The sequence below is a fragment of the Proteiniclasticum aestuarii genome (assembly GCF_017368455.1).
GTDB classification, from domain to species: domain Bacteria; phylum Bacillota; class Clostridia; order Clostridiales; family Clostridiaceae; genus Proteiniclasticum; species Proteiniclasticum aestuarii.
This window is the reverse complement of sequence record NZ_JAFNJU010000012.1, coordinates 43,385-64,978: the sequence shown is the minus strand read 5'-3', so window position 1 is coordinate 64,978 and position 21,594 is coordinate 43,385. Positions and strand designations below refer to the sequence as shown.

Annotated in this window: 22 protein-coding genes; 10 read left to right on the top strand and 12 right to left on the bottom strand. The window is 45.0% G+C overall.

What is annotated here, in order from left to right:
• Positions 1-7: 7 nt before the first annotated feature.
• Both J3A84_RS13975 and lepB read right to left on the bottom strand, forming a co-directional pair.
• Entirely contained in the window at positions 8-1,303 is a 1,296-nt protein-coding gene (locus tag J3A84_RS13975) for a Sapep family Mn(2+)-dependent dipeptidase (RefSeq protein WP_207600665.1), read from the bottom strand.
• Between the two features lie 45 nt (positions 1,304-1,348).
• The gene (gene lepB, locus J3A84_RS13970) at positions 1,349-1,894 is read right to left on the bottom strand and encodes a signal peptidase I (RefSeq protein WP_207600664.1); all 546 of its coding nucleotides are present in this window, start codon (positions 1,892-1,894) and stop codon (positions 1,349-1,351) included.
• Positions 1,895-2,161: 267 nt separating this feature from the next.
• Between lepB and mscL the strand changes: the two genes are divergently transcribed.
• The 4 genes from mscL to J3A84_RS13950 all read left to right on the top strand — a co-directional run bounded on the left by mscL (position 2,162) and on the right by J3A84_RS13950 (position 5,671).
• Positions 2,162-2,545: a large-conductance mechanosensitive channel protein MscL gene (gene mscL, locus J3A84_RS13965; RefSeq protein ID WP_207600663.1), complete on the top strand. Its 384-nt coding sequence runs from the start codon at positions 2,162-2,164 to the stop codon at positions 2,543-2,545.
• Positions 2,546-2,908: 363 nt separating this feature from the next.
• Positions 2,909-3,637 (top strand): ABC transporter ATP-binding protein, encoded by a 729-nt coding sequence (locus J3A84_RS13960; RefSeq protein WP_207600662.1) that lies wholly within the window; start codon positions 2,909-2,911, stop codon positions 3,635-3,637.
• Entirely contained in the window at positions 3,624-5,303 is a 1,680-nt protein-coding gene (locus tag J3A84_RS13955; RefSeq protein ID WP_207600661.1) for a putative ABC transporter permease subunit, read from the top strand. Before J3A84_RS13960 ends, J3A84_RS13955 begins: the two co-directional genes overlap by 14 nt.
• A 5-nt stretch (positions 5,304-5,308) precedes the next feature.
• Complete coding sequence (locus J3A84_RS13950) at positions 5,309-5,671, top strand: hypothetical protein (RefSeq protein WP_207600660.1); 363 nt, start codon at positions 5,309-5,311, stop codon at positions 5,669-5,671.
• Positions 5,672-5,774: 103 nt separating this feature from the next.
• Here J3A84_RS13950 and J3A84_RS13945 read toward each other — a convergent pair whose 3' ends face one another.
• Entirely contained in the window at positions 5,775-6,440 is a 666-nt protein-coding gene (locus tag J3A84_RS13945; protein ID WP_207600675.1) for a uracil-DNA glycosylase, read from the bottom strand.
• Between the two features lie 283 nt (positions 6,441-6,723).
• Here J3A84_RS13945 and J3A84_RS13940 point away from each other — a divergent pair, with 283 nt between their 5' ends.
• Complete coding sequence (locus tag J3A84_RS13940; protein ID WP_207600659.1) at positions 6,724-8,031, top strand: alkaline phosphatase family protein; 1,308 nt, start codon at positions 6,724-6,726, stop codon at positions 8,029-8,031.
• Positions 8,032-8,319: 288 nt separating this feature from the next.
• On the opposite strand, the gene J3A84_RS13935 is transcribed toward J3A84_RS13940, so the two are convergent.
• Positions 8,320-8,952: a helix-turn-helix domain-containing protein gene (locus J3A84_RS13935; RefSeq protein WP_207600658.1), complete on the bottom strand. Its 633-nt coding sequence runs from the start codon at positions 8,950-8,952 to the stop codon at positions 8,320-8,322.
• A 193-nt stretch (positions 8,953-9,145) separates the two neighbouring features.
• Between J3A84_RS13935 and J3A84_RS13930 the strand changes: the two genes are divergently transcribed.
• Together J3A84_RS13930 and J3A84_RS13925 are read left to right on the top strand one after the other, a co-directional pair.
• On the top strand, positions 9,146-9,301 hold the full coding sequence (locus J3A84_RS13930; protein ID WP_207600657.1) for a hypothetical protein: 156 nt from the start codon (positions 9,146-9,148) through the stop codon (positions 9,299-9,301).
• A gap of 13 nt (positions 9,302-9,314) precedes the next feature.
• Positions 9,315-10,019: a DUF554 domain-containing protein gene (locus tag J3A84_RS13925; protein WP_207600656.1), complete on the top strand. Its 705-nt coding sequence runs from the start codon at positions 9,315-9,317 to the stop codon at positions 10,017-10,019.
• Positions 10,020-10,170: 151 nt separating this feature from the next.
• On the opposite strand, the gene J3A84_RS13920 is transcribed toward J3A84_RS13925, so the two are convergent.
• The 5 genes from J3A84_RS13920 to J3A84_RS13900 form a co-directional block, all read right to left on the bottom strand.
• Entirely contained in the window at positions 10,171-11,454 is a 1,284-nt protein-coding gene (locus J3A84_RS13920) for a TRAP transporter large permease (protein WP_207600655.1), read from the bottom strand.
• Positions 11,454-11,951 carry a TRAP transporter small permease gene (locus tag J3A84_RS13915; RefSeq protein ID WP_207600654.1) on the bottom strand — a complete coding sequence of 166 codons (498 nt, stop codon included), beginning with the start codon at positions 11,949-11,951 and terminating at the stop codon, positions 11,454-11,456. Before J3A84_RS13915 ends, J3A84_RS13920 begins: the two co-directional genes overlap by 1 nt.
• Positions 11,952-12,016: 65 nt before the next feature.
• Positions 12,017-13,081: a C4-dicarboxylate TRAP transporter substrate-binding protein gene (locus tag J3A84_RS13910; protein WP_207600653.1), complete on the bottom strand. Its 1,065-nt coding sequence runs from the start codon at positions 13,079-13,081 to the stop codon at positions 12,017-12,019.
• Positions 13,082-13,142: 61 nt separating this feature from the next.
• Positions 13,143-13,865 (bottom strand): glycerophosphodiester phosphodiesterase, encoded by a 723-nt coding sequence (locus J3A84_RS13905; RefSeq protein ID WP_207600652.1) that lies wholly within the window; start codon positions 13,863-13,865, stop codon positions 13,143-13,145.
• 1 nt (position 13,866) lies between these two features.
• Positions 13,867-14,670, bottom strand: coding sequence for a sugar phosphate isomerase/epimerase family protein (locus tag J3A84_RS13900; RefSeq protein ID WP_207600651.1), 804 nt, complete (start codon positions 14,668-14,670; stop codon positions 13,867-13,869).
• Between the two features lie 561 nt (positions 14,671-15,231).
• On the opposite strand from J3A84_RS13900, the gene J3A84_RS13895 reads away from it, so the two are divergent.
• Positions 15,232-16,299, top strand: coding sequence for a LacI family DNA-binding transcriptional regulator (locus J3A84_RS13895; RefSeq protein WP_207600650.1), 1,068 nt, complete (start codon positions 15,232-15,234; stop codon positions 16,297-16,299).
• Between the two features lie 62 nt (positions 16,300-16,361).
• Here J3A84_RS13895 and J3A84_RS13890 read toward each other — a convergent pair whose 3' ends face one another.
• Positions 16,362-17,315: a DMT family transporter gene (locus J3A84_RS13890; protein ID WP_207600649.1), complete on the bottom strand. Its 954-nt coding sequence runs from the start codon at positions 17,313-17,315 to the stop codon at positions 16,362-16,364.
• A gap of 221 nt (positions 17,316-17,536) precedes the next feature.
• On the opposite strand from J3A84_RS13890, the gene J3A84_RS13885 reads away from it, so the two are divergent.
• Both J3A84_RS13885 and J3A84_RS13880 read left to right on the top strand, forming a co-directional pair.
• Positions 17,537-18,154: a peroxiredoxin family protein gene (locus J3A84_RS13885; RefSeq protein ID WP_207600648.1), complete on the top strand. Its 618-nt coding sequence runs from the start codon at positions 17,537-17,539 to the stop codon at positions 18,152-18,154.
• Positions 18,155-18,832: a cytochrome c biogenesis CcdA family protein gene (locus J3A84_RS13880; RefSeq protein ID WP_207600647.1), complete on the top strand. Its 678-nt coding sequence runs from the start codon at positions 18,155-18,157 to the stop codon at positions 18,830-18,832.
• 97 nt (positions 18,833-18,929) lie between these two features.
• Here J3A84_RS13880 and J3A84_RS13875 read toward each other — a convergent pair whose 3' ends face one another.
• Together J3A84_RS13875 and J3A84_RS13870 are read right to left on the bottom strand one after the other, a co-directional pair.
• Positions 18,930-20,066 (bottom strand): GerMN domain-containing protein, encoded by a 1,137-nt coding sequence (locus J3A84_RS13875; protein WP_207600646.1) that lies wholly within the window; start codon positions 20,064-20,066, stop codon positions 18,930-18,932.
• A gap of 117 nt (positions 20,067-20,183) precedes the next feature.
• Complete coding sequence (locus J3A84_RS13870; RefSeq protein ID WP_207600645.1) at positions 20,184-21,515, bottom strand: bifunctional folylpolyglutamate synthase/dihydrofolate synthase; 1,332 nt, start codon at positions 21,513-21,515, stop codon at positions 20,184-20,186.
• Between the last annotated feature and the right edge of the window lie 79 nt (positions 21,516-21,594).

The window sequence follows — 21,594 nt, the reverse complement described above, 5'->3', positions numbered from 1 at the left end:
TTGCCCCCTATTTTGCCAGCTCAATCATGGCATTGGCATAAATTCTTGCACAGGTCATCAGATCCTCAGTGAGAATATACTCATCCAGCTGATGCAGGGTATCTTCTCTGCCTGGCAGAAGCGGTCCGAAGGCAACGATGTTCTGCATCATCTTCGCATAGGTGCCTCCACCTATGGCCAGAGGCTCGCTTTCATCACCCGTTTCCTTGGCATAGACATCCATGAGCTTTCTGATGAAGGCGGCATCCTTGGGATAATAAAGAGGGCCGTCATGGGAAAGAATCTCAAAGCTGAAACCTTCCTTCTCAAAAATCGACCTGATCTTCTCTGTCACGTCTTCCATGGAGAAAGTCACCGGATATCGGATATTGATGTATGTGTCAAGATGATTGTTTTCTAATTTGATTTTACCCAGATTCAGAACCAGTTTTCCTGAAGCTTCATCTTCCAGGTCCACGCCCATGTTATGGCCGTCCAAATCCATTGCAAGATTATACTCGAGTACACTTAAAGTGTCCTTAAGGTCGCTAAATAGAGGCTTTTCCTTCATTCCGCGAATCAGTGCGGAAATGGCGTTTTTCCCTTTATGAGGTGTACTTCCATGAGCGGATACGCCTTCAAAAGACAGACTCTTCTCCTCGCCGCTTTCAAGATATCTGACGGACGCTCTGTCAGGCACCATATTTACAGCCTGCCCCCCTTCAAGAGACAGTAGGTTATGGTCTTTCAGTTCCTTGGAAAGCCTGATCACAAGGATGCCCATTTCCGCATTGATGGCAGGAAAATCCGCATCGGGTGTGAATCCTGATATCGGCTGCTTTTCACTCTTGAGATAATTCACGATGTCTGCTCCACCAGTTTCCTCACTGGTACCGAAGATAAGCCTGATTCTGTGCTTCAGAGGCGCTCCCGACTCCTTTACCGCGATGAGCCCGTGAAGGGCTGCCACCATGGGCCCTTTGTCATCCATGGTGCCTCTCCCGTAGATCCGGTCTCCTGAAACCTCACCCAGAGGATTCTTTGTCCAGCCTTCTCCCACAGGAACCACGTCCAGATGTCCCAGAACAGCCACGTAGTCTTCGCCTTCACCATATTCGATGACACCGGCATGTCCATCTACGTTCATTGTCCTGAAGCCATAGGATTTTCCCATGGCGAGAGTCTCTTCCAGCACCGCAGCCACTTTTTCCCCTGCCGGCATGCCTTCCTTCGCTTCCCCCTGCACCGATTCATAGGAAACCAGCTTCAGCACATCTTCTATGAGTTTATCCTTGTTGTTTTCAATGATTCTGTTTACATCCATACCAATTCCTCCATCTCTTCTGTAGTCCTTATCACGAACTGTGTTTTATTTTAGAAATCCGATATTATCCAGCGGATAGATTCTCAGTCCGCCTTTTCCAATGACCTCATCCTTGCTGATGTAGGGATTCTGCCAGTATCTGGCATCATTGGAGGTCTCTCTGTTGTCTCCCAGAAACAGCAGATGGTCTTCCGGAACATCAAATTCCGCATTGAACATGAAGTCATTGACCACATAGGGCTCATCGATTTGCACGCCGTCAATAAGAAGAACGCCGTTGACAAGTTCCACATGCTCTCCTGGAAGCCCTATGAGCCTCTTGATGAGCAGCATCGGCTTTCCGTCCTCATCCCCCAGCTCTTCCGACTCGAATACCAGAATATCGCCTCTTTTGAAATTGTCTTTGTTGTAGGCCTTTAAGACAAAGATCTTATCATCCTTGTTGATGGTGGGTATCATCGAACCTGTGGGCACTTCAATCCGAAATACCACAAATGTGTTGATGATCCAAGCCAGTACCAGCGCTGTGGCTATGGGAATGAGCCATTCCCTGATCAGATACTGCACTCTGCTGTTTTTTTTCTCTTCCATAATGTGACCTACTTTCAATATACTCTTTATTTATTATGAACCCGTTTCCTAAAATATGCATTAAAGTATTCGTGTGCCTCTTTTTCTGTGAAATCTACTATACTACAGTATACCATACCTGGAGTGAGTTTACATTTTGTAAAATCCGTCAGAAAACATCTCCTACTGCTTATCGTAATCTTACAGTGTTTTTGTATCCACAGGACCTGATAATCATCTTCTCCTATATAGGCATTCTATGATATGATTATTCCAGGAGGTGAAAATATGAAAACTTTTATCAAGGAATTCAAGGAATTCGCCATCAAAGGAAATGTCGTGGACCTGGCAGTTGCTGTCATCATCGGTGGTGCTTTCCGTGCAATCATCACATCCTTTGTGGATGACATCATCATGCCGCTGATTGCTGCAATCTTTTCCATCCCGGACTTTTCCGAGCTTTCATTCACAGCAAACGGCACACCCATCATGGTCGGACTGTTTATTCAGGCCATCGTCAATTTCCTCATCGTTGCACTGACGATCTTCGTTGTTGTGAAGCTCATTACACGCATGAAGAAAAAAGAAGAGGAGACTCCTGCGGCTTCTCCTGTACCAACCACAGAAGAGGTGCTGCTGACCGAAATCAGAGACCTGCTGAAGGAAAAATAGGAAAGCCCATAGAATCAGAACGAAAGCATCCTTTTGAGGGTGCTTTTTGTTTAACAGGACATCATCCGGTCTCTCTGGACTAAGAAAGAAAGGGCTCTCGATTATTTGAGACCTGACAGTCAAAGAATGAACCTACGAATTAGATTGACTTTAAGTAACACTGAAAATACTTCAGATTTAAGAATTATATCATTTTTCTTTACGACTTCGCCCTTTACTATAGCGACTCGTTTTGTTATATTTTAGTCAGGAAAAATTTGAATGTCTGTTTTCCTGCCGGACATTCCAATGCACGAACCTAAGCACAAAGTCAGGAAAATTCAAATGGAGGATGGCAGACACCTCGTCTGCCGAAAAAAGCATATGATTTCAATTAAAGACGTATCCAAAGTCTATGGCGGAAAAGTGAAAGCTGTGGACCATCTCACACTGGATCTAAGACCCGGTGAGATTTTCGGTTTTCTCGGTCCCAACGGGGCTGGCAAAACCACCACCATCAAGATGCTTACAGGCATCACCACTCCTGATGGCGGAGAAATCGTCATCAATGACAGGACCCTTGAAAAGGACCCGATTTCATACAAAAGACAGTTCGGGTTCGTTCCGGACAGTCCGGATATCTTTCTCAGACTGAAGGGACTGGAATACCTGAATTTCATGGGTGACATCTACAATGTGGAAAGCGGTGTAAGACAGGAACGCATTGACGCTCTTGCGAAACGCTTCGACATGGAAGATGCACTGGGAGATTACATCTCAAGCTACTCCCACGGCATGAGACAGAAAATCATCATCATGGGGGCACTGATTCATGATCCCAGTCTCTGGATTCTGGATGAGCCTATGACGGGTCTGGACCCGAAATCCTCCTTCTATCTGAAGGAAATGATGAGAGAACATGCTGACAAGGGGAACGTGGTATTCTTCTCCACTCACGTGCTGGAAGTGGCCGAGAAGGTATGCGACCGTGTCGGCATCATCAATAAAGGCAAGCTCATGTTCTGCGGCACCATGACCGAACTCAGGGAACTGGTCAGTGAAAACGAAGGACTGGAGAAAATATTCCTGGAGATGACAAATGATGAAGAATAGCATTTATGTTCTGACCAGAGCCATGTTCAAAAATGATGAAACCCTGAGCAACATGGTGGGCAGAAGCACAAAGAAATCCTTCTTCAGTTCCAAATGGAAAATCATCCTTCTGGTTCTGTTTCTTATGGTCACCATGGGACTCAGTTTCGGATTCATGATTTCAGATCTATACGACACCCTGGCCATGATGGAAATGGAATCCCTGCTTTTAAGACTTCTGATTCCCGCAGCCGGAATCATGGTCTTCATGTTCGGAATCTTCTATGTCATGAATGTCTTCTATTTCTCAAAGGACGTGGACAACTATCTGTATCTGCCCATCAGCGGTGGGGAGATCCTGACATCAAAGTTCCTTGTATCTCTAGTCTATGAGTACTTCATCATCATTGTGTTCTTTCTTCCGATCCTCGTGATTTTCGGAATCAAGGACTCTGCTGGAATACTGTACTATGTCTATACGCTTGTTACACTGATTCTGGTACCGGTATTTCCGCTGGCCATCGCCTCCATTTTATCCATGGTGATCATGCGCTTCAGCAACCGGTTCAAGAACCGTGACCGCTTCAATATGATTGCCGGTGTACTGAGTCTCATGGTGGCTCTTGGCTTCAATTTCGGTATCCAGTTTCTGACCAATCGGATGAATCAGGGAAATGAACTTGTCATCGGAAATATCGCAGAGCTTCCGATCTTCAGAGTCACGGGACTTGTATTTCCCACAGGCTTCTTTGCAACGGAAGCGCTCATCGGCTATGATACCGTGAAAGGACTCCTCTATATCCTGGCCATGATTGCAGCCAGCGCTGCAGCCCTGGGTGTATTCTTTCTTATCGGAAACGCCATCTACTTCAAAGGCGTCATCGGTGTATCGGAAAGCAAGGCAAGCAGAAAGGTCTTATCAGCAGAGGATCTCCGGAAAGGCACCGCCAGAAAAGGGATTCTTCTTTCCTACTCTCTGAAGGAATTGAAGCTGCTTTTCAGAACGCCCATCTACTTTCTCAACTGCGTTCTGATCAGTCTCATTTATCCTCTGTTCATCCTCTTTCCCATTTTCATGGGAAGCTCAGGTGACAAGGATGATCTCATGCAGGTATTAAGCTTCATCCGCTCCGTGGATGAAGGCATCCTCATCGTTGGCATGGCAGGGGTAGGATTTCTTCTGGGTTCCGTGAACATCATCTCTTCCACTGCCATCTCAAGGGAGGGTAAGAATTTCTATTTCCTGAAATACATTCCTGTTCCCTACAGCACGCAGATCTACGCCAAGATTCTCAGCTCCTTCTATGTGGAGGCTCTGGCACTGGTGATCCTGTACGGAATCATGGTCTTCCTGTTCCAGGTGGATGTCATGTTCATTCTGCTTTCCCTGGTCATTGTGCTTCTCGCTTCCCTGGTGGTGAATCAGGCGGGCATCCTCATGGATACCCTATGGCCGAAACTCAACTGGGACACCGAGCAGAAAGCGGTGAAGCAGAACTTCAACTCCGTGATCCATATGTTCATGGGCTTCGGACTCACTGCCCTCAGCATCTTCCTGGGCGTGAAGATTGCGCCGACCTATTTCACCGGCTTCATGGTGGTGTTTCTCCTACTAAGCATTCTCTCCGTGGTCTTCCACTTCATTCTCATGAAGACCGTAGAAAAGAGATTTGCAGAGCTATCCTGACCTGTATGAGGAAGAAACCATCCCGGACAAAGGTCATGCTTCTAGGGGAATTGAAAAAAGGAGACCGGACCCTCCTCACTGTAGGAAACAGTCGTTACAGAATCCAGAAGGAACTCTCGAAGAAGATCAGACTGAAAAACATCCTTCTTGGTGCCGAAACGCTTATTCTCACAATTCTCTACCGCCTTACCATGAGGAAATTCGAAGAGATCCCCTGGAAAGGTGCAGACCCTACACTGATAGGAGAGGGACTTCAGATCACTTTTCTTTTTCTGGGCTCATTGGCAGCAGCCTTCCTTCTGACGTCCATGGTGCTTCTGCCCAAAGATATCGAAAATCATCTGGAAGAACTGGAAGAAGAATACTGAAAAACCGCACATCAAATTAAAATAAAAAGCAGCAGATCCATCGACAAGGATGATCTGCTGCTTTTCGCTGTATCAAGACGGTTCATCAGGAAAATACCCTTCCCTATTTGATTTTCCAGTTCACAGGACTTGTGCCCATTTCCTGAAGGAAAAGATTGGTCTTTGAAAAAGGCTTTGAACCGAAGAAACCTCTTCTAGCCGACAAGGGACTGGGATGGACGGAAGAAATGATTCTATGATGCTCTGCTATAAATTTTTCCTTTTCTTTCGCCTGATTGCCCCACAGGATGAATACCAGAGGATCCTCCCTCTGGCCAAGCTTCCTTATGACCCTATCCGTGAAGGTCTTCCATCCCATGCCCGCATGGGCGTTGGCCTTTCCCTCCTCTACCGTCAGCACCGTGTTGAGAAGAAGCACCCCTTCTTTCGCCCAGGAGACCAAGGACCCGTGTTCGGGTTTTTCAATCCTGAGATCCTCTTCCAGCTCCTTGAAGATGTTTCTGAGGGAGGGTGGAATCTTCACGCCCTTCTTCACGGAGAAAGCCAGCCCTTCCGCCTGTCCTTTTCCGTGGTAGGGATCCTGTCCCAAAAGGACCACCTTCACCCTGTCATATGGTGTCAGCCGGAAAGCCTGGAATATTTCGTGTTTCTCCGGAAAGACTTTTCCCTGTTCATAAGCCTTATCCAGCTCTTCCATGAGTTTTCTGAAATAGGGCTTTTCCATTTCATCCTGAAGAACCTTCTCCCAGCTCTTTTCCCCTATGTACATACCAAATGCCTCCTTGTCTTCTCTTGTCTTCTCTTTTCTTCTCTTTTCTTCTCTTTTCTTCTCTTTTCTTCTCTTTTCTTTCATTATGTATCATCATACAGGTTTTCCTCTTCTTCTGACAACTGTAAAAAGAAAGAAATCCCTCTATTTCTTCTGCCCGCTTATCTCTAGCCTCTTGTTTCCATATTGTTCAGAGGGTATTCAGATTCTTTTATTTTTTCTATGTTATATTAATATGATTATGATACCAATGAAGAAGATTTCACCGACAAAGGAGTTCACCATGCAAGAAAGATATTTTATCATCCTCTCCTTCGATGCTCTGGGAAGCAGAGACCTCAAGACCCTTGAGAATCTTCCAGGCTTTCGACGCCTCATGAAGGACGCCTCCTTCTCCAGGAAGGTCTATTCCGTCTATCCCAGCAACACCTATCCTTGTCACAGCAGCATTTCCACCGGAATGTATCCCATGAATCATGGCGTCACATCCAATACGCTGCTGGAAATCAACCGGAAAAGCCCGGACTGGAACTGGACAAGAGACCGAATAAAAGTGGACACCTTCTATGATGCCGCCATGAGAAAAGGCTATACAACCTGCGCTCTTCTGTGGCCCGTCACAGGCAAGTCAGCCATCACCTACAATCTCCCTGAACGGTTCGCCAACCACTTCTGGGAGACCCAGGTGGGCGTTTCTCTGGCCAACGGGACACCAGGTTACCTTCTGGACATCAACAGGCGCTTCGGACATCTGCGTAATGGAAAAAGCCAGCCTGAACTGGACCGGTTTGTGGAAGCTGTGGCCCACTACACCATCAAAGAGAAAAAGCCCAATGTCATGATGGTCCACTTCGTGGAACTGGATGCCATGAGACACAAACACGGATATGATTCCAGAGAAGCCCATGAAGCGCTTCTCAGCTACGATCAGAAACTGGCTGGACTCCTGAAACTCCTGGAAGAGGAAGAGATTATGGACAAGACCACTCTCTTTGTTCTGGGGGACCATGACCAGATTCCTGTGCATACGGCCCTGCATCTGAACAGCATCTTCAAGGATAAGGGTCTGATCCGAACCAGAGGTCAGAAAATCACGGACTACGATGCCTATGCGGAAGGTCTGGACGGTTCCTGCTACATTCATCTGAGAGAGCCAGGCAGTGAAAAAATGAAAAAGCGGGTGTACCAGATTCTGAAGACCCTGAAGAACCGGGAAGACTTCGGCATAGAAGCAATCTATACCAGAGAGGAGTCCATATCCTTCGGAGCCAGCAGAAAAGCTACTTTCATGCTGGAGGCGAAAAAAGGGTTCTTCTTCACAGACGACCACACGAAACCGGCTCAAGTGAAACTGGACCAGAATGCTGAGGGCGAAGACCATCATGGAAAATCCACCCATGGATACCATCCGAAGAAAGAGGACTATCAGACCGTCTTCTTCGCCACTGGCAGAGGCATCCGAAAGAATGTGGAGATTCCTTCCATGCGGCTCATCGATGAAGGCCCTACCTTTGCCCATCTCATGGGGACCGTCCTTCATGACACCGACGGAAGAATCCTGCATGAAATCATAGAGGAGAGCGATCTCTAAAAACTGCAACACTTTTTCTCAGAGCAAGAACCCCATCACAGAAAATCCAAGTAAGGGAAAAGGACCTGATTGCTGAAATCAGGTCCTTTTAGGGAAACAGTATATTTAACAAAAGGGTAGGGGTATTTCTACCCTCATATGGGAGCTAAATGACTTAGCTTACATCTATTTTATCACACCATTCAATATTTGTTAATTAACAAACTAATAAAGTCAATGTTGTACCAGAATTGCACACTTTTAATCTGTTCCAATAGATTTTTCATAACTCCTCTCCCCTTTACGATTTCAACTGATGCCCATTTTCTTCATTTTACAGTAGAGTGTATTTCTTCCGATTTCCAGTTCCTTGGCCATCATGGAGATATTCCAGTTGCATTTTCTCCCCGTCTCAAGGATGGCATACTTCTCATAGTCCTCCAGGGTCTTCAGACTGCAGGACATGGATGCCATGGCTTCCTTCTGGCTGATTTCTCTGTATTTGATGATGAAGATATTGATGATGTCCTTAAACAGAAGATCAGATGTACAGACCTCCTTCTGACATCCGTCTGTTTCATAGATGATGCCCACTACCCCGATGGGTTTCTTCACGCCCATGATGGGTATGGCCAGAGCGGACTTTCCTTCTCTTTCCCTTACCTTCTTATGTTCACCAGTCTTTAATGCATCTCTCAGGCAGTGAACCACTTCCTTATGATCCTTGAGATACTCTTTCACCATCATTCTTCCGTCTTTGTCGTTCTTCAGTTCCTGTTTGTTCTCACAGAAGATGGTGTTCAGTTTCGTGTCAAAGACTGCGATGCTTTCCAGACAGGAAATCTCCTTCAAATCCAGTGCGATATAGCACATGAGATTTACAATCATCTGGAGTTCCTTCACATCATCCTGATTTTCCAGTTTCTCTTTCAGCATTACCATTCGACCAACCCCTTAACTTGATAATATATTAACATAAAGTGCTTTACAAGGTTGAACCCGCTGTTTTCTGAAGATTTGACAGATTATGCTGTAATTCATACTTTTTTCTGAAAGAATGATGAAATCAGTGAACTATTATTCCGAATTACGTTATAATGAGAAAAGATAATTTTTAAAACAGGGAGGGATTAAAATGAAAAGAGGTGACGTGATCAAAAGCGGAATCACCATGGGCAGTGCTCTGGCCATGATCATCAGCTGGAGTCTCAACCAGTCCGTTCTATGGGCCATCATCCATGGACTGTTCAGCTGGCTCTATGTCCTGTACTACCTGATTCTACTAAACTAAAAGAGGTGCTGTCATGTTTGGAACCATCGTCAATTTTTTCGCCATCATTTTAGGAAGCCTCATCGGCATCCTGTTCCATAAGAGAATCAACCAGGATATCGCCTACAGCCTTTTCAAGGTGCTGGGACTCTGCGTCATATATCTCGGAATCATTGGTCTCATCAAAGTGGAAAACCCCATGGTCATCATCTTATCCATGGCATTGGGCACACTCCTGGGTGAAGTCATCAACATAGAAAAGAAGCTTGAAACCATGAGCAATAGGATTGAAATGCTGGTGAACAAGTACTACAAAGGGAAGATCAAGGACGGGTTCCTCACAGCCACCCTTCTCTTCTGCATCGGGTCCATGGCCATCATCGGAACCATTGAGAGCACCTTGTCAAACAATCATGCCACCTTGTATGCCAAATCCATTCTGGATGGGATCACTTCCGTGATCTTCGCATCCACCATGGGACTAGGCGTCATGCTGTCGAGTTTTTCGGTGCTCCTTTATCAGGGCTCCATATCGGTCCTGGCAAATTTCATCAAACCACTGGTCACCGCAGTGCCGGAAACCATTCCCATGATTTCCGGAGTGGGGAGTCTCATGATCATGGGCCTTGGCATCAATATGGTCTTCAATCTGAAGCTGAAGATATCGAACATGCTGCCTTCCATCCTGATTCCCATTTTCTATGCAATGGGCCTTTTCCTCTGGAATATCATTCAGTAGAGGGAAACATACTTGACTTTACCATTTAATTCACTGATTCAGCCAGCATTTATCCTGCTGGCTTTTGCTTTATCCAAAATATCAGAACAGAGCAGCCTGTAGCATACAGCTGCTCTGTCTACATATTATTGAGAGGGATACCATAATCAGTCTAGAACACCAGGTTCGGCACGAACATGACTATTCCAGGGAAATAAGTTATGATCAGCAGCACTACAAGCAGGGCCAGGATGAATGGCCAGATTTCCTTCATAAAGGCTCCGACCTTCGTATTTGTTATGGTGCAGACTGTAAACATCATAGAACCAAAGGGTGGTGTTATGCCGCCTATCATAATATTCACGATGGTGATCATACCGAAGTGGATAGGGTCCACCCCCATCTGTGTCACTACAGGCACAAGAAGAGGAGAAAGTATGATCAGTGCTGCCCCACCTTCTATGAACATGCCCAGGATCAGATAGAAAATATTGATCATTAAGAGCATAAGCATGGGATTTTCAGTGATTCCCAGCATCATTTCAGTAAGCATCTGTGGAATTCTTTCCCAGCTCATATAATATCCGAACACATTAGCGGCTATGATGATCAGAACTACGCTGGATGTTCCATAAACAGTGTCTTTCAGAATATCCTTGAAATGCTCAATCTTCAGTTCCTTGTATATGAAGAAACCAACTAGGATGGTATATAGTACCGCAACGGCACCAGCCTCTGAAGGCGTGAACAGTCCAATTCTAAGTCCCGCGATAATACCGAAAGGAAAAAGCAAAGCCCAGATGGACTCCAGTGTCTGCTTGAATATTTCACGAGCAGTGGCTCTTTTCTCTCTCGTAGGTGTATATCCTCTTTTCTTGGATATGATGTACACAACAATCATCAGTGAAATGGCCATCAGAACTCCTGGTACATAACCAGCCATAAACATTGCTCCAACGGACACTTGTGCGATGAGGCCATAGACGATCAGATTGATTCCTGGGGGAATCACCGGTGTCACAGCTGACGAGGCAGCTGTAATGGCTGCTGAAAAAGCCCTGCTGTATCCTCGTTTTTCCATCTCTGGAACGAGCATTTTAGACTGCATCGCCGCATCGGCATTTGCGGAACCGGAAACGCCCCCCATGAGGAGAGACAACAGTACATTCACCTGTCCCAGTCCTCCAGTCATGTGACCAGTAAGCACTTCAGCAAATTTCATAAGCTTACTGCTTATTCCGCTGTAATTCATGATGGAACCAGCCATAATGAAGAACGGAATGGCAAGTAGTGAAAAATTCTGAGCACTTGTAATATATCTTTGGAGAATAAGATCTGGTGCAGAAGCATCATTGATGAAAGAAAAATAAGTCAAGGAAGATCCAAATAGAGCATATGCTATAGGTATTCCTGTGAAATAAAGCAGAAATACGATGAGTATCGGTAAAAATGCCATTATAGAATGTCTCCTCCTTTACTGTAATCTGTTCTTCTTATATCTCTAACAAGAAAAATCACCGAATATATGGTTACCCAGGTGAAACTCACCAGCAGAGCTGAACTGATATAGGCTGATGAGATACCAAGAACCGGAGTCGGTTTGATATAGGATAGACTAATGAAAATCACCGCAAGATACGTCATATATCCATTGAGAAGAATCAGTACAATATCCACCATAATTACGACCACTTTCTGTATGCTTGCTGGTAACAGATTCACAAGGATGTCCACCCCGATATGTTTTCCCTTCTTATATCCGGCTACTGCCCCGATGAATACCGCCCAGACAAAGGAGGCTGTTGCAACTTCTTCTGACCAGTACAATCCGGTCTTGAGAAAATAACGCATAAATACATTAATGACAACTAGGACGGTAGTCAAAATGATGAATCCTGATGCGATAATTTCTTCAATATTATTGAGAATTTTTTTCAGATTGCTCTCTTTCATCTTCTGCTCCTTCATTTTTTTCTTATCCAGATTGAAAAGGGGCTGTTACACCCCATTTCACATAACTATTCCATCTTATCCAGTTCATCCATCAGAAGATCATAGATTCCGGGTGTGACCCCTTCCATATTCTCATAGACTGGCTTTGTCAATTCTGTAAATGCTTCCAGATTCACTTCATTGAATTCTACACCCAGTTCTTCCAGTTCTGCCTTAGTCGCATCATAGGATTCTGAAATGATCTGAATCATCTCTTCAGCTCCGTATCTGAACTCTTCTTCGATTATGGTCTGATACTCTTCTGGAATATCTGCCCATACGTCCGTACTGAGGTATACCCCCGCTGTTCCAAGGAAGTGCTTGGTTAAGGCAACATTTGTTGCAACTTCATAAACCTTTGTTCCGATGTTTGTGAATTCTGATCCTTCCAGACCGTCCACCACACCCTGCTGCACTGCTGAGAGTGTTTCAGCCCATGGCAGTGGCGTTGCGGTTGCACCCATGGCATTGATGCTATCAATAAACAGCTGACTTCCTGGTGTTCTCAGCTTCATGCCCTTAAGATCTTCAGGATTGACAATCAGTTTGTTTGTAATGATGTTTCTGAATCCGAATATGTAATCCAGTGCCAGAATTTTGATTCCTGCTTCTTCTGCCTTGGCGATCATATCCTGAACCAGATCCGTCTCGATCATCTGTGTATACTGATCAAATTCTGAATACAGCATAGGTCCGACCAGAGCCTTGAAATCAGGAACGTAATCTCCAAGATAGGATGGGTCTTCCACTGAAATAAACTCTGAGCCTCTTACAACCTGCTCCAGACCATCCTTGTACACTGCAAGCTGTGCCTGAGGGAATGTCTGGATCTCAATAGCGCCATCTGTTTTTTCCAGTATTCTTTCAGCAACAAGATCCATTGATTTTGTAAGCTGCTCATCTGGTGAAAATACATGGCTCAGTCTCAGTACCAGTTTATAATCCTCATCAGTTTCAGCTGGTTCTTCCGCTGGAGCTTCATTGCCATCTGGAGCGGGTGTTTCTTCTTCTGATGCCGCACAACCAGCTGCAACCATGGTAGACATGCCGACAATCAGTAAACCACTGAGCAATTTTTTGATATTTTTCATTTCAAGGTCCTCCCTAAATTTTGATTTGCTTTATTTTGGTGGCTTTAGCCACATAAATAACTTATTCAGACTGTATTGCATATATCACATCCGGATGATCCGTAATGATTCCATCAACACCCAGCTTCATGATGTTTTCATAATCCACAGGTTCTTTCCCGACCCATACATTCACTTTGATGCCCTCTTTTTTCAGTGCCTCCACAATATCCTGCCGAAGGCTGTACGCTACGGGGTGATAATACTCCATACCCACTTCCCTGACATACTTTTCAGGGTGAATCATCCATGTGTCAAAGAGCATGCCACAGGGAATCTCCGGTGCAATCTTCTTCATTCTCAGCAGGCTTTCGTGATTGAAGGAAGAAATGAGCACTTTAGTCTCGAGTCCGAACTCCTGAATCAGAGTAAATACTTTTTCTTCAATACCTGGGTATTCGTATACCCCTGTCTTCAGTTCGATGTTCGATAATAGGTCAAGATTCTTCACAAACTCGAAGTATTCTCTGAGAGTTGGCATTCTCTGAACACCAGTCTGATCGCTGAACCGATTTGACGCATCTAGCATTTTCAGCTCTTTCAGACTGTAGTCCATAACCCTCCCTTTTCCATCGGTGGTACCTTCGAGGGTTTCATCATGAATGATGACCACTTCCCCATCCTTAGACAGATGCACATCAAATTCGATTCCATCACAGCCAGCTTCTACGGCCTTTTCAAAAGCGATCATGGTGTTTTCGGGATACCTGCTTTTAAATCCTCGATGAGCGATATTCATTACCATTTTATCCCTCACCTCTTTCACTGAGTTCTTTCAGTAGAATCTTCTTTCCTTCTGTTAGCTTGGAAAGATCTGTGTTGACATTGTATTCAAGAATCAGATCATAGTTTCCGCCTTCTTCTCGAATGAGACGGAAGAACTCTGCCCAATCCACAGTGCCCTCATACATGGCCTGATGAATATCCATCTCACCATCGTTATCATTGATATGGAATGCTTTGAGTCTTTTCCCCATTCTTCTGATCATTAGGGATAGATCCCAGCCAGTAATATTTGCATGTCCAATATCGATGATATATCTGAATGTTGAAGGCAGCTGATCCAGAAAGGTCAGGTATTCTTCCATGGTGAAAATTGAGGTCTTTTCGTTTCCGACATTTTCAATCAGCAGATCCACCTGATAGACCTCATTGAATGCAGCAAGCTCCTCCATCGCTTCCAAGGCCATCGCTTTGAGATGACTCTTATCCTCATGGGGTATATCTGCAAATCCTGGGTGAAGTACAACATGACTGGCTGAAATCTTGTCTGCAAAGACAATACTATCCTTATATGCCTGCATCGCAGCTTTTCTGATATATCCGCTGGCAGCAGTCAGATTAAAATTCCATACCGGTGAATGAACCGCGTAGGTCGCCCCATAAGAATTCAGTTTTTCAGCAAGAATATCCATCCGCTCTTCAAATCCGTCCCAGGATTTTCCATCAAGCATAAGCTCTATATGTTCCGCCCCGTGAGAAATAAGCTTCTCAATTCCTTGAAGAACCTCATCATGGACCAGACAAAGTTCAGAATAAAAGATTTTCATGAATTTACCACAACCTTTTTTACTTGTATTTCTGAAAGTGATTAGACTAATTTAGATTGATCAAGTAAATATTTAATTAAATATTTAATGATTATTTTAAATATTTTAGTAGATGAGCACATTATATCAATATCTGATATGGAGTACAACCGTTTTCATTCAAATAATTCAAAAAAAATATCAAAGGATCATGAACCCAGTCCACTTTCGAGCAATACAGCAGAATTTCCACTGCATTTTATACGGAAACTGTAATCTATGCAGCCCAAATCATTGGATTAAGAGGTATACCTAATTTATGTGCTGACCTTTTGAACTCCTTCCATCAATCAACCAATCAACCGATTCCTCCATATTTTAGCATGTTCCTCTTTCTCACCAAAGTTCTTTATGGTTAATTCTAAGTAAATTTCAATAAAAATTTGATTAACAAATTTAATTGATTATCGCATCAAGTTCAGCTATTCTAATATTATAATTTCAGATACTGAAAATTTAGTTCTTGAAATGTCAAACTTGTACTGTATACTTTAATTATCAAATGATCGGGGGGATAAAGAGATGAGTGGTAGCAAAAAGCCTACTCTTGATGACATCGCAAAGATTGCTGGTGTTTCCAGAACAGCAGTTTCCATGATACTAAATGAAAAGAAGGATGTATCTTTTCAGGAGGATACCATCAGGAAAGTTCAAGCTGCAGCGGATCAGATCGGTTATGTGAAAAAAGAGACCTTAATGGTAAAACGTAATCTGTTTTCTGAAAAAACCATACTGGTGCTGACTCCTACAGTGACCAGCACCTATTATGCAACTCTGGTTCAGGCCATCGAACAGGAGGCGCACAAGAACGGAATTCGAATCATCACTCAGAATACATTCCGAGACGGAGAGAGAGAACTATCTTTCATCAATCAGGTGAAACACTCCAATCTCTTCGGAATCATCAGCACCATGACCCCGGTAAACATCCCCCTCCTGGAAGAACTCAACAAGAAAATCCCGGTTGTAGTGATCAACGACCGCTCCAATGATGTGGATCTGGACACAGTGGAAATCAATAACTATTCCGCTGGGGTACTTATTGCGAATCACATGATTGAATTAGGTCATAAATGCGTCGCCTATATTTCAACCACATTGAATAGTCTGAATACGGCCAGAGTTCGGCGACTTGATGGCATTCTCGATACTTATAGGAAAAACTGCCCGGATGGCAGCGTCATCGTGAAATCAAAGGATATCACCCCCGTTGAGGAAATGAACAACATTAATATCGAAACAGCCGTGGGTTATGAGCTTACTTCAGAAGCGATGAAAAACAGAAAAATCACCGGATTTATTGCGGTGAATGATATGGTGGCCTATGGAGTAATGGAAGCATTGCTGAAGAACGGCTATCGAATCCCTGAAGATTACTCCATATGCGGTTTTGATAATCTCTTCCCTTCTGAATTCCAGAATATATCTCTGACCACAGTAGAGCATCACATCGTGAGCAGAGGACAGAATGCTGTGGAAATCATTGTAAACAGGCACAACAGCAGCCGGAACCCCTACAGTTCTACACGAGTACTTTACAAGCACGAGCTGATTGTACGAAAGTCTACAGGAAGACCAAGAAATAGCTGACCGAAGAAAAGAACAGCCACCGGCATACTGCTGGTGGCTGTTCTTTTCTGATGCAGGTATCATTATCTGCTTTTTTTCTTTCCAATATTCGGATCCCGGTTCACCAGTATGATTCCGATGACGATAGAGACCAGGGAGATGGCCACCTGGATGGTGATCTGCTCCCCCAGAAAAATCGCAGAGAGGAAAGCGCCCGAAACCGGAATCAGGAAACGGAACATGGTGATTTCTCCAGGCTTGTTGTATTTCAGCAGCGTATACCAGAGGGTGAAAGCGACAGCCGAGAGGAGTGCGGAATACAGAAGCAGTCCTCCCGCCAGCGGCGTCATGGTGAGGGTGCTGTACTCTCCACCTAGGGAAATGAGAAGCATCACAATTCCTCCGAAAATCAGCTGATAGGTGGAGAGAAGCATGGGATGAATGCTTCTGGCATAACTCTTTACCATGAAGCTTGATGCTACCCCTGTGGCCACAGAAAAGAACATGAATCCTTCACCAGTGAGCGAAAAGCTTGCATCGAGGCCCGAATCGATATTGACGATGGCCACACCGATGATCCCGAAGAGAATACCCAGAATTTTGTTGCTGTTCAGCCGATCATTCTTATAGATGAAGTGGGCTAGAATGATGATGAGAAAGTTGGATAGGGATGCGATGATGGACCCTTTTGATGCAGTGGTATTGGCAAGGCCTGTGTAGAAGAAGAAATAGTTCAGCGAGGTCTGCACCAGACCGAGCATCAGGACCTTCTTGAAATCCCTGAAACTTCTCAGCTTCGCCTTCTCTTTCATGGTGGCAAAGGCATATCCGAGAAGAAGCAGTCCCGCCAGTGTGAACCGGATTCCTGCGATAAGAATCTTGGAATAGAAGTCATCACCCGCCATGCTCATCTGTTCATAGGTGATTTTCAGAACCGGAAATGCACTTCCCCAGAGGATGGATGCAAAAACCGCCAGTGCAATGACCCATGGCTTTTTCTGAAATATATTTCTGTTGTCTTTATTTTCATGATTCATAATGTACCTCCAAAATTATCCATAAAGTACATTATACTCAATTTTTCACTTCTTGGCACACAAATCGCAAAAAATAAATGGCATCCAATATAATTTTGTGAAAAATGTACCCCGCACGGGTATTTCTCTCCGATTTATGTTAAAATAGTCAACAAGTATGATTCATCATCATAAGTAAATGAGATGAAGCTTCGGCTTCATAAAAATCAACGGAGGTTTACATGAAAAAATATAGTTTTATAGTATGGATTCTGATCTTTGTTCTGGTCATCGGTGGAGGCTATTACTTCATCGAAAAGTTCGGCGGAGAAGAACTTTCAGATTCTGTGGTACAGGAGCCACAAGAAGAAACATCCGAAGACCAAACGCCTTCTGAAGAGCCCGTGGCAGACGACGCCATCTCAGAGCTCAAGGTGAAGACGCCTTTTACACCGGATTTCATCGTACTTGACGGAAACGGAGAAGAGGTCTCCATTTCTGAATACAGAGGAAAGAAAGTGATTGTGAACTTCTGGGCATCCTGGTGCCCGCCCTGTATCCGAGAAATGCCTGAGTTCCAGTCCCTTCACAATGAGCTGGATGAGGAAGAGACCATCCTTCTGGCCATCAATCTCACCGATGGCCAAAGAGAAACCAAGACCCTGGCAGACAATTTCCTGGCAGAGAACAATCTTAATCTCAATGTTCTCTACGATACCGTAGGCAATGCGTTCTATGAATTTGGTGTCACAAGCATTCCCCAGACTTTCTTCCTGGATGAGGAAGGCACTGTCCAGTATTCCATACTGGGCATGACCGATAAGGTAACACTGGATGCTGTGCTGGAAAGGATGGAGTAAATGAGCGGACTAAAACTTCTACTACTTTTTTTCGAAGGTGTCCTCACCTTCATTTCCCCTTGCATTCTGCCCATGTTTCCGGTTTTCCTCATGTATCTGAGCAATGAGAGCCAGAAGAAAGGAAAAGATCTGATCATCAACATTCTGGGATTCATCCTGGGATTCACCATCGTATTCGTCACTCTGGGTGCCACCGCCACTGCCTTGGGCAGCCTTCTGAATCAGAACCGCGTTCTGCTGCAGAGAATCGGTGGAGTGATCATCATCCTCTTCGGGCTGAACATGGCGGAATTCATAAACATCCCCTTCCTGAACTTTCAGAAAGGACTTTCTCTCAAGAGAGACAGCGGAGGATTCCTGAGCTCCATGATTTTTGGAATCGTGTTCTCCTTCGGATGGTCCCCCTGTCTGGGCACCTTCCTCGGAACCGCACTGATTCTGGCAGCAGATGCCAGCACCGTTGGTATCGGCATGTTCTACCTGTTCATCTTCTCCATGGGACTGGGACTTCCCTTCCTCATCACAGGAATCCTTTTCTCAAAACTGGAGGAGGCTTTCAGTTTCGTGAAGAAACACTATAGCCTCATCACAAAGATCTCCGGAATCTTCCTTGTGATCATCGGACTTCTGATGGCTCTGGATCTTTTCGGATACTATGCAAGATTCTTCAATTTCTAGCGTCCGATAATCAGGCAGACATGAAATCCCCCCAGAACTGATCGTATCAGTCTGAGGGGATTTTTCCATAGGATGATCTTTTTCATTGTGCGCTAGACTAATTCATGTCTACAATGCTGTCGTAATTGACTTCCAGAGGTTCAAACTCTCTTAAGAGAATATGCCCTGATTCATAGGTCTCTCCGTCGATGGTGAGAAGCACTTTATCCGTTGCATAATAGTCTCCGAAGGTATTGGCCAGAGACTGAAGAATAAGAGATTCATAGCCTGCACCTGCATTCATTTCAGTCAGAAACTCTCTGGACAGATCCACATAGACCATGCCGTCCTGATTGAGATACAGGTAATTCACCTTGGTGCCTGGTGTCAGAACCGGTGCAGCTTCTTTTGGAAGATCCTTGTATGCTTCGATGAGAAGCATTCTGGGAATGTCGTTGGTGGTGAAAGCTATCTCTTTCCGATACAGGAAGATTCTTTCATCCATGGCATTGGGATAGTAGAAATTCACCACTTCGTTCATGGAGACATTCTCTTCGATCTTCTCCAGACTGGATGAAACTTCATAGCCCTCACCGATGTTAAGCGTTTTGATAAGCCCCATATTCTCCACATAGTAATCGATGTTGGTATAGTCTCCACTGTCGCTTTTGGTCACCCTTGTGACCTCCACTGCATCAAATGTGCCATAGGGTGTTGCCACTTCTTTCGAAACAGCGGTGATGGTGCTGGTCTCCTCTCCGCTTTTCCAGCTGGTTCCTTCCATAATGGGTTCCATGAGAAGGATCCGGTCCGTATTGGCATCTTTGGAAAGAAAGTTCTCCTTATAATAGGTTTCCGGCTCGAAGATGACTTCCTTCAGGGTGCCATCCTTCTTTTCCAGTACTCGGACGATTTCAGTGCCCCCGTTATTTTCTCTCAGCTGAATTCTCTCCTGGCTTACGAAGTCCACATACACATCATAGGACGCATATTCATTGCCTTCTCCTGCATAGATTCTATGGGTATCGGATTCGAAGGGATAAAGCCTATCCACTGTATACTCTTTGACCTCTTCCGCAGGTTCTTCCGCTTCCGGCTCTTCCTGGTTTTCTTCTTCTGCCGGGGCTTCCGCCGGTTCTTCCTGGGGAGTTTCCGCTGGGGATTCCGCTGGAACATCCTTGTCTCCGCCCGAACCACATGCTGCCAGGAGCATCATCACGGTCATGAACGCTAGGGCTATCTTCAGCTTTTTCATCTAAAAGCACATCCTTTAATCATAAATAGTTTCTTCTGTATCTTCAGTTTAGCAAATACCCAGTCCATTAGGGTTACATGGACATTACAGGAGGCTGTCGGAAAACTCACATTTCCGTTACGAACTGGTGTCTTTCTCCGCCTCTTCAAAAAAGTATCTACGTACTTCGTTGATATAGTAAAGAGATCCGAAGGCGCAGAGAATGTCATTTCCCTCCCTCACCGAAAGGGCTTTTAGAACCGCATCCTTTACCGTAGTGCAAGGGTGCGCCAGTGCACCTTCTTCCTGGATGATGGAGGCTAGTTCCTCTCCACTTAGTGCACGCTCATTGTCCACGGTGATGGTGACGAAGGATCTGGCCAGAGGCAGAACCTCCCTGATCATTTCCAGGTAGCTTTTGTCTCTCAGCACCCCCATGATGAAGACCACTTTTCTGCCGCTGAAGTATCTTTCCAGATTTCTTTTCAGGACTTCCACGCCCTGACGGTTATGGGCCCCATCGATGACCACCATGGGCTCATGGGAAAGAATCTCAAACCTTCCTGACCATTTTGCCATCAAGAGCCCCTTCTTCAGCGCATCATGAGGAATCCTCATGGTTTTTGCATCGAGAAGATTCAAGGCCTCCAAAGCCACCACGGCATTTTTTACCTGATGTTCTCCGAGGATCGTCAGCTTGTACTCTTCATTGTCGTATCGGAACTGCTGCGTATAGTCATCCTGTCTCATGATTTCGACCTGACTGAAGTTCACCTTGTGGACCGGAATGCCTAGTTCATCCGCCTTCATCAGAATCACTTCTTCCGCTTCCGCTTTCTGAGGATAAAGAACAAGTTCCGTACCAGCCTTCAGAATACCTGCTTTTTCTCCTGCGATTTCCCCCAGGGTGCTGCCCAGAATATCCATATGATCGTAATCCACCGGCGTGATCACAGACACCACAGGTGCTTCGATGATGTTTGTGGAATCCAGTCGTCCGCCCAGACCTACTTCCAGAAGAACGATATCACACGCTTCCTGATGAAAATACTCCAGGGCCAGCGCTGTGATGAGCTCAAACTCCGTGGGACTGTCCAGTCCCTCTGCGATCATCTCATCCACCCGCCATCTGATTCGCGTCATGATTTCCGCGACTCTGTGGTCTTCGATATCCTTCGAACCGATCCGGATCCGGTCATTGAGTCCTTCCAGGCCTGGAGACGTATAGATGCCCACACGATATCCCGCATGCGTCAGTACACTGCCCATGAAAGCCACCGTTGAGCCCTTTCCGTTGGTCCCTGCCACATGAACGAACTTCAGACGTTTCTGAGGATTGCCCAGTAGCTCCATGAGCTTTCCGATTCGCTCCAACCCCAATATGCTGCCGAATTTCTGTGTGCTTTTGATATATTTCAACGCTTCCTGGTAGTCCAAATCAAACACTTCCCTTCTTTTCCTTGGTTTCATTATATATGCCTCTGGTTTATAACACAATGAGCTCTGTCTGATCCTCTTCTTTATTGATGTATACATTTTCATGATACTA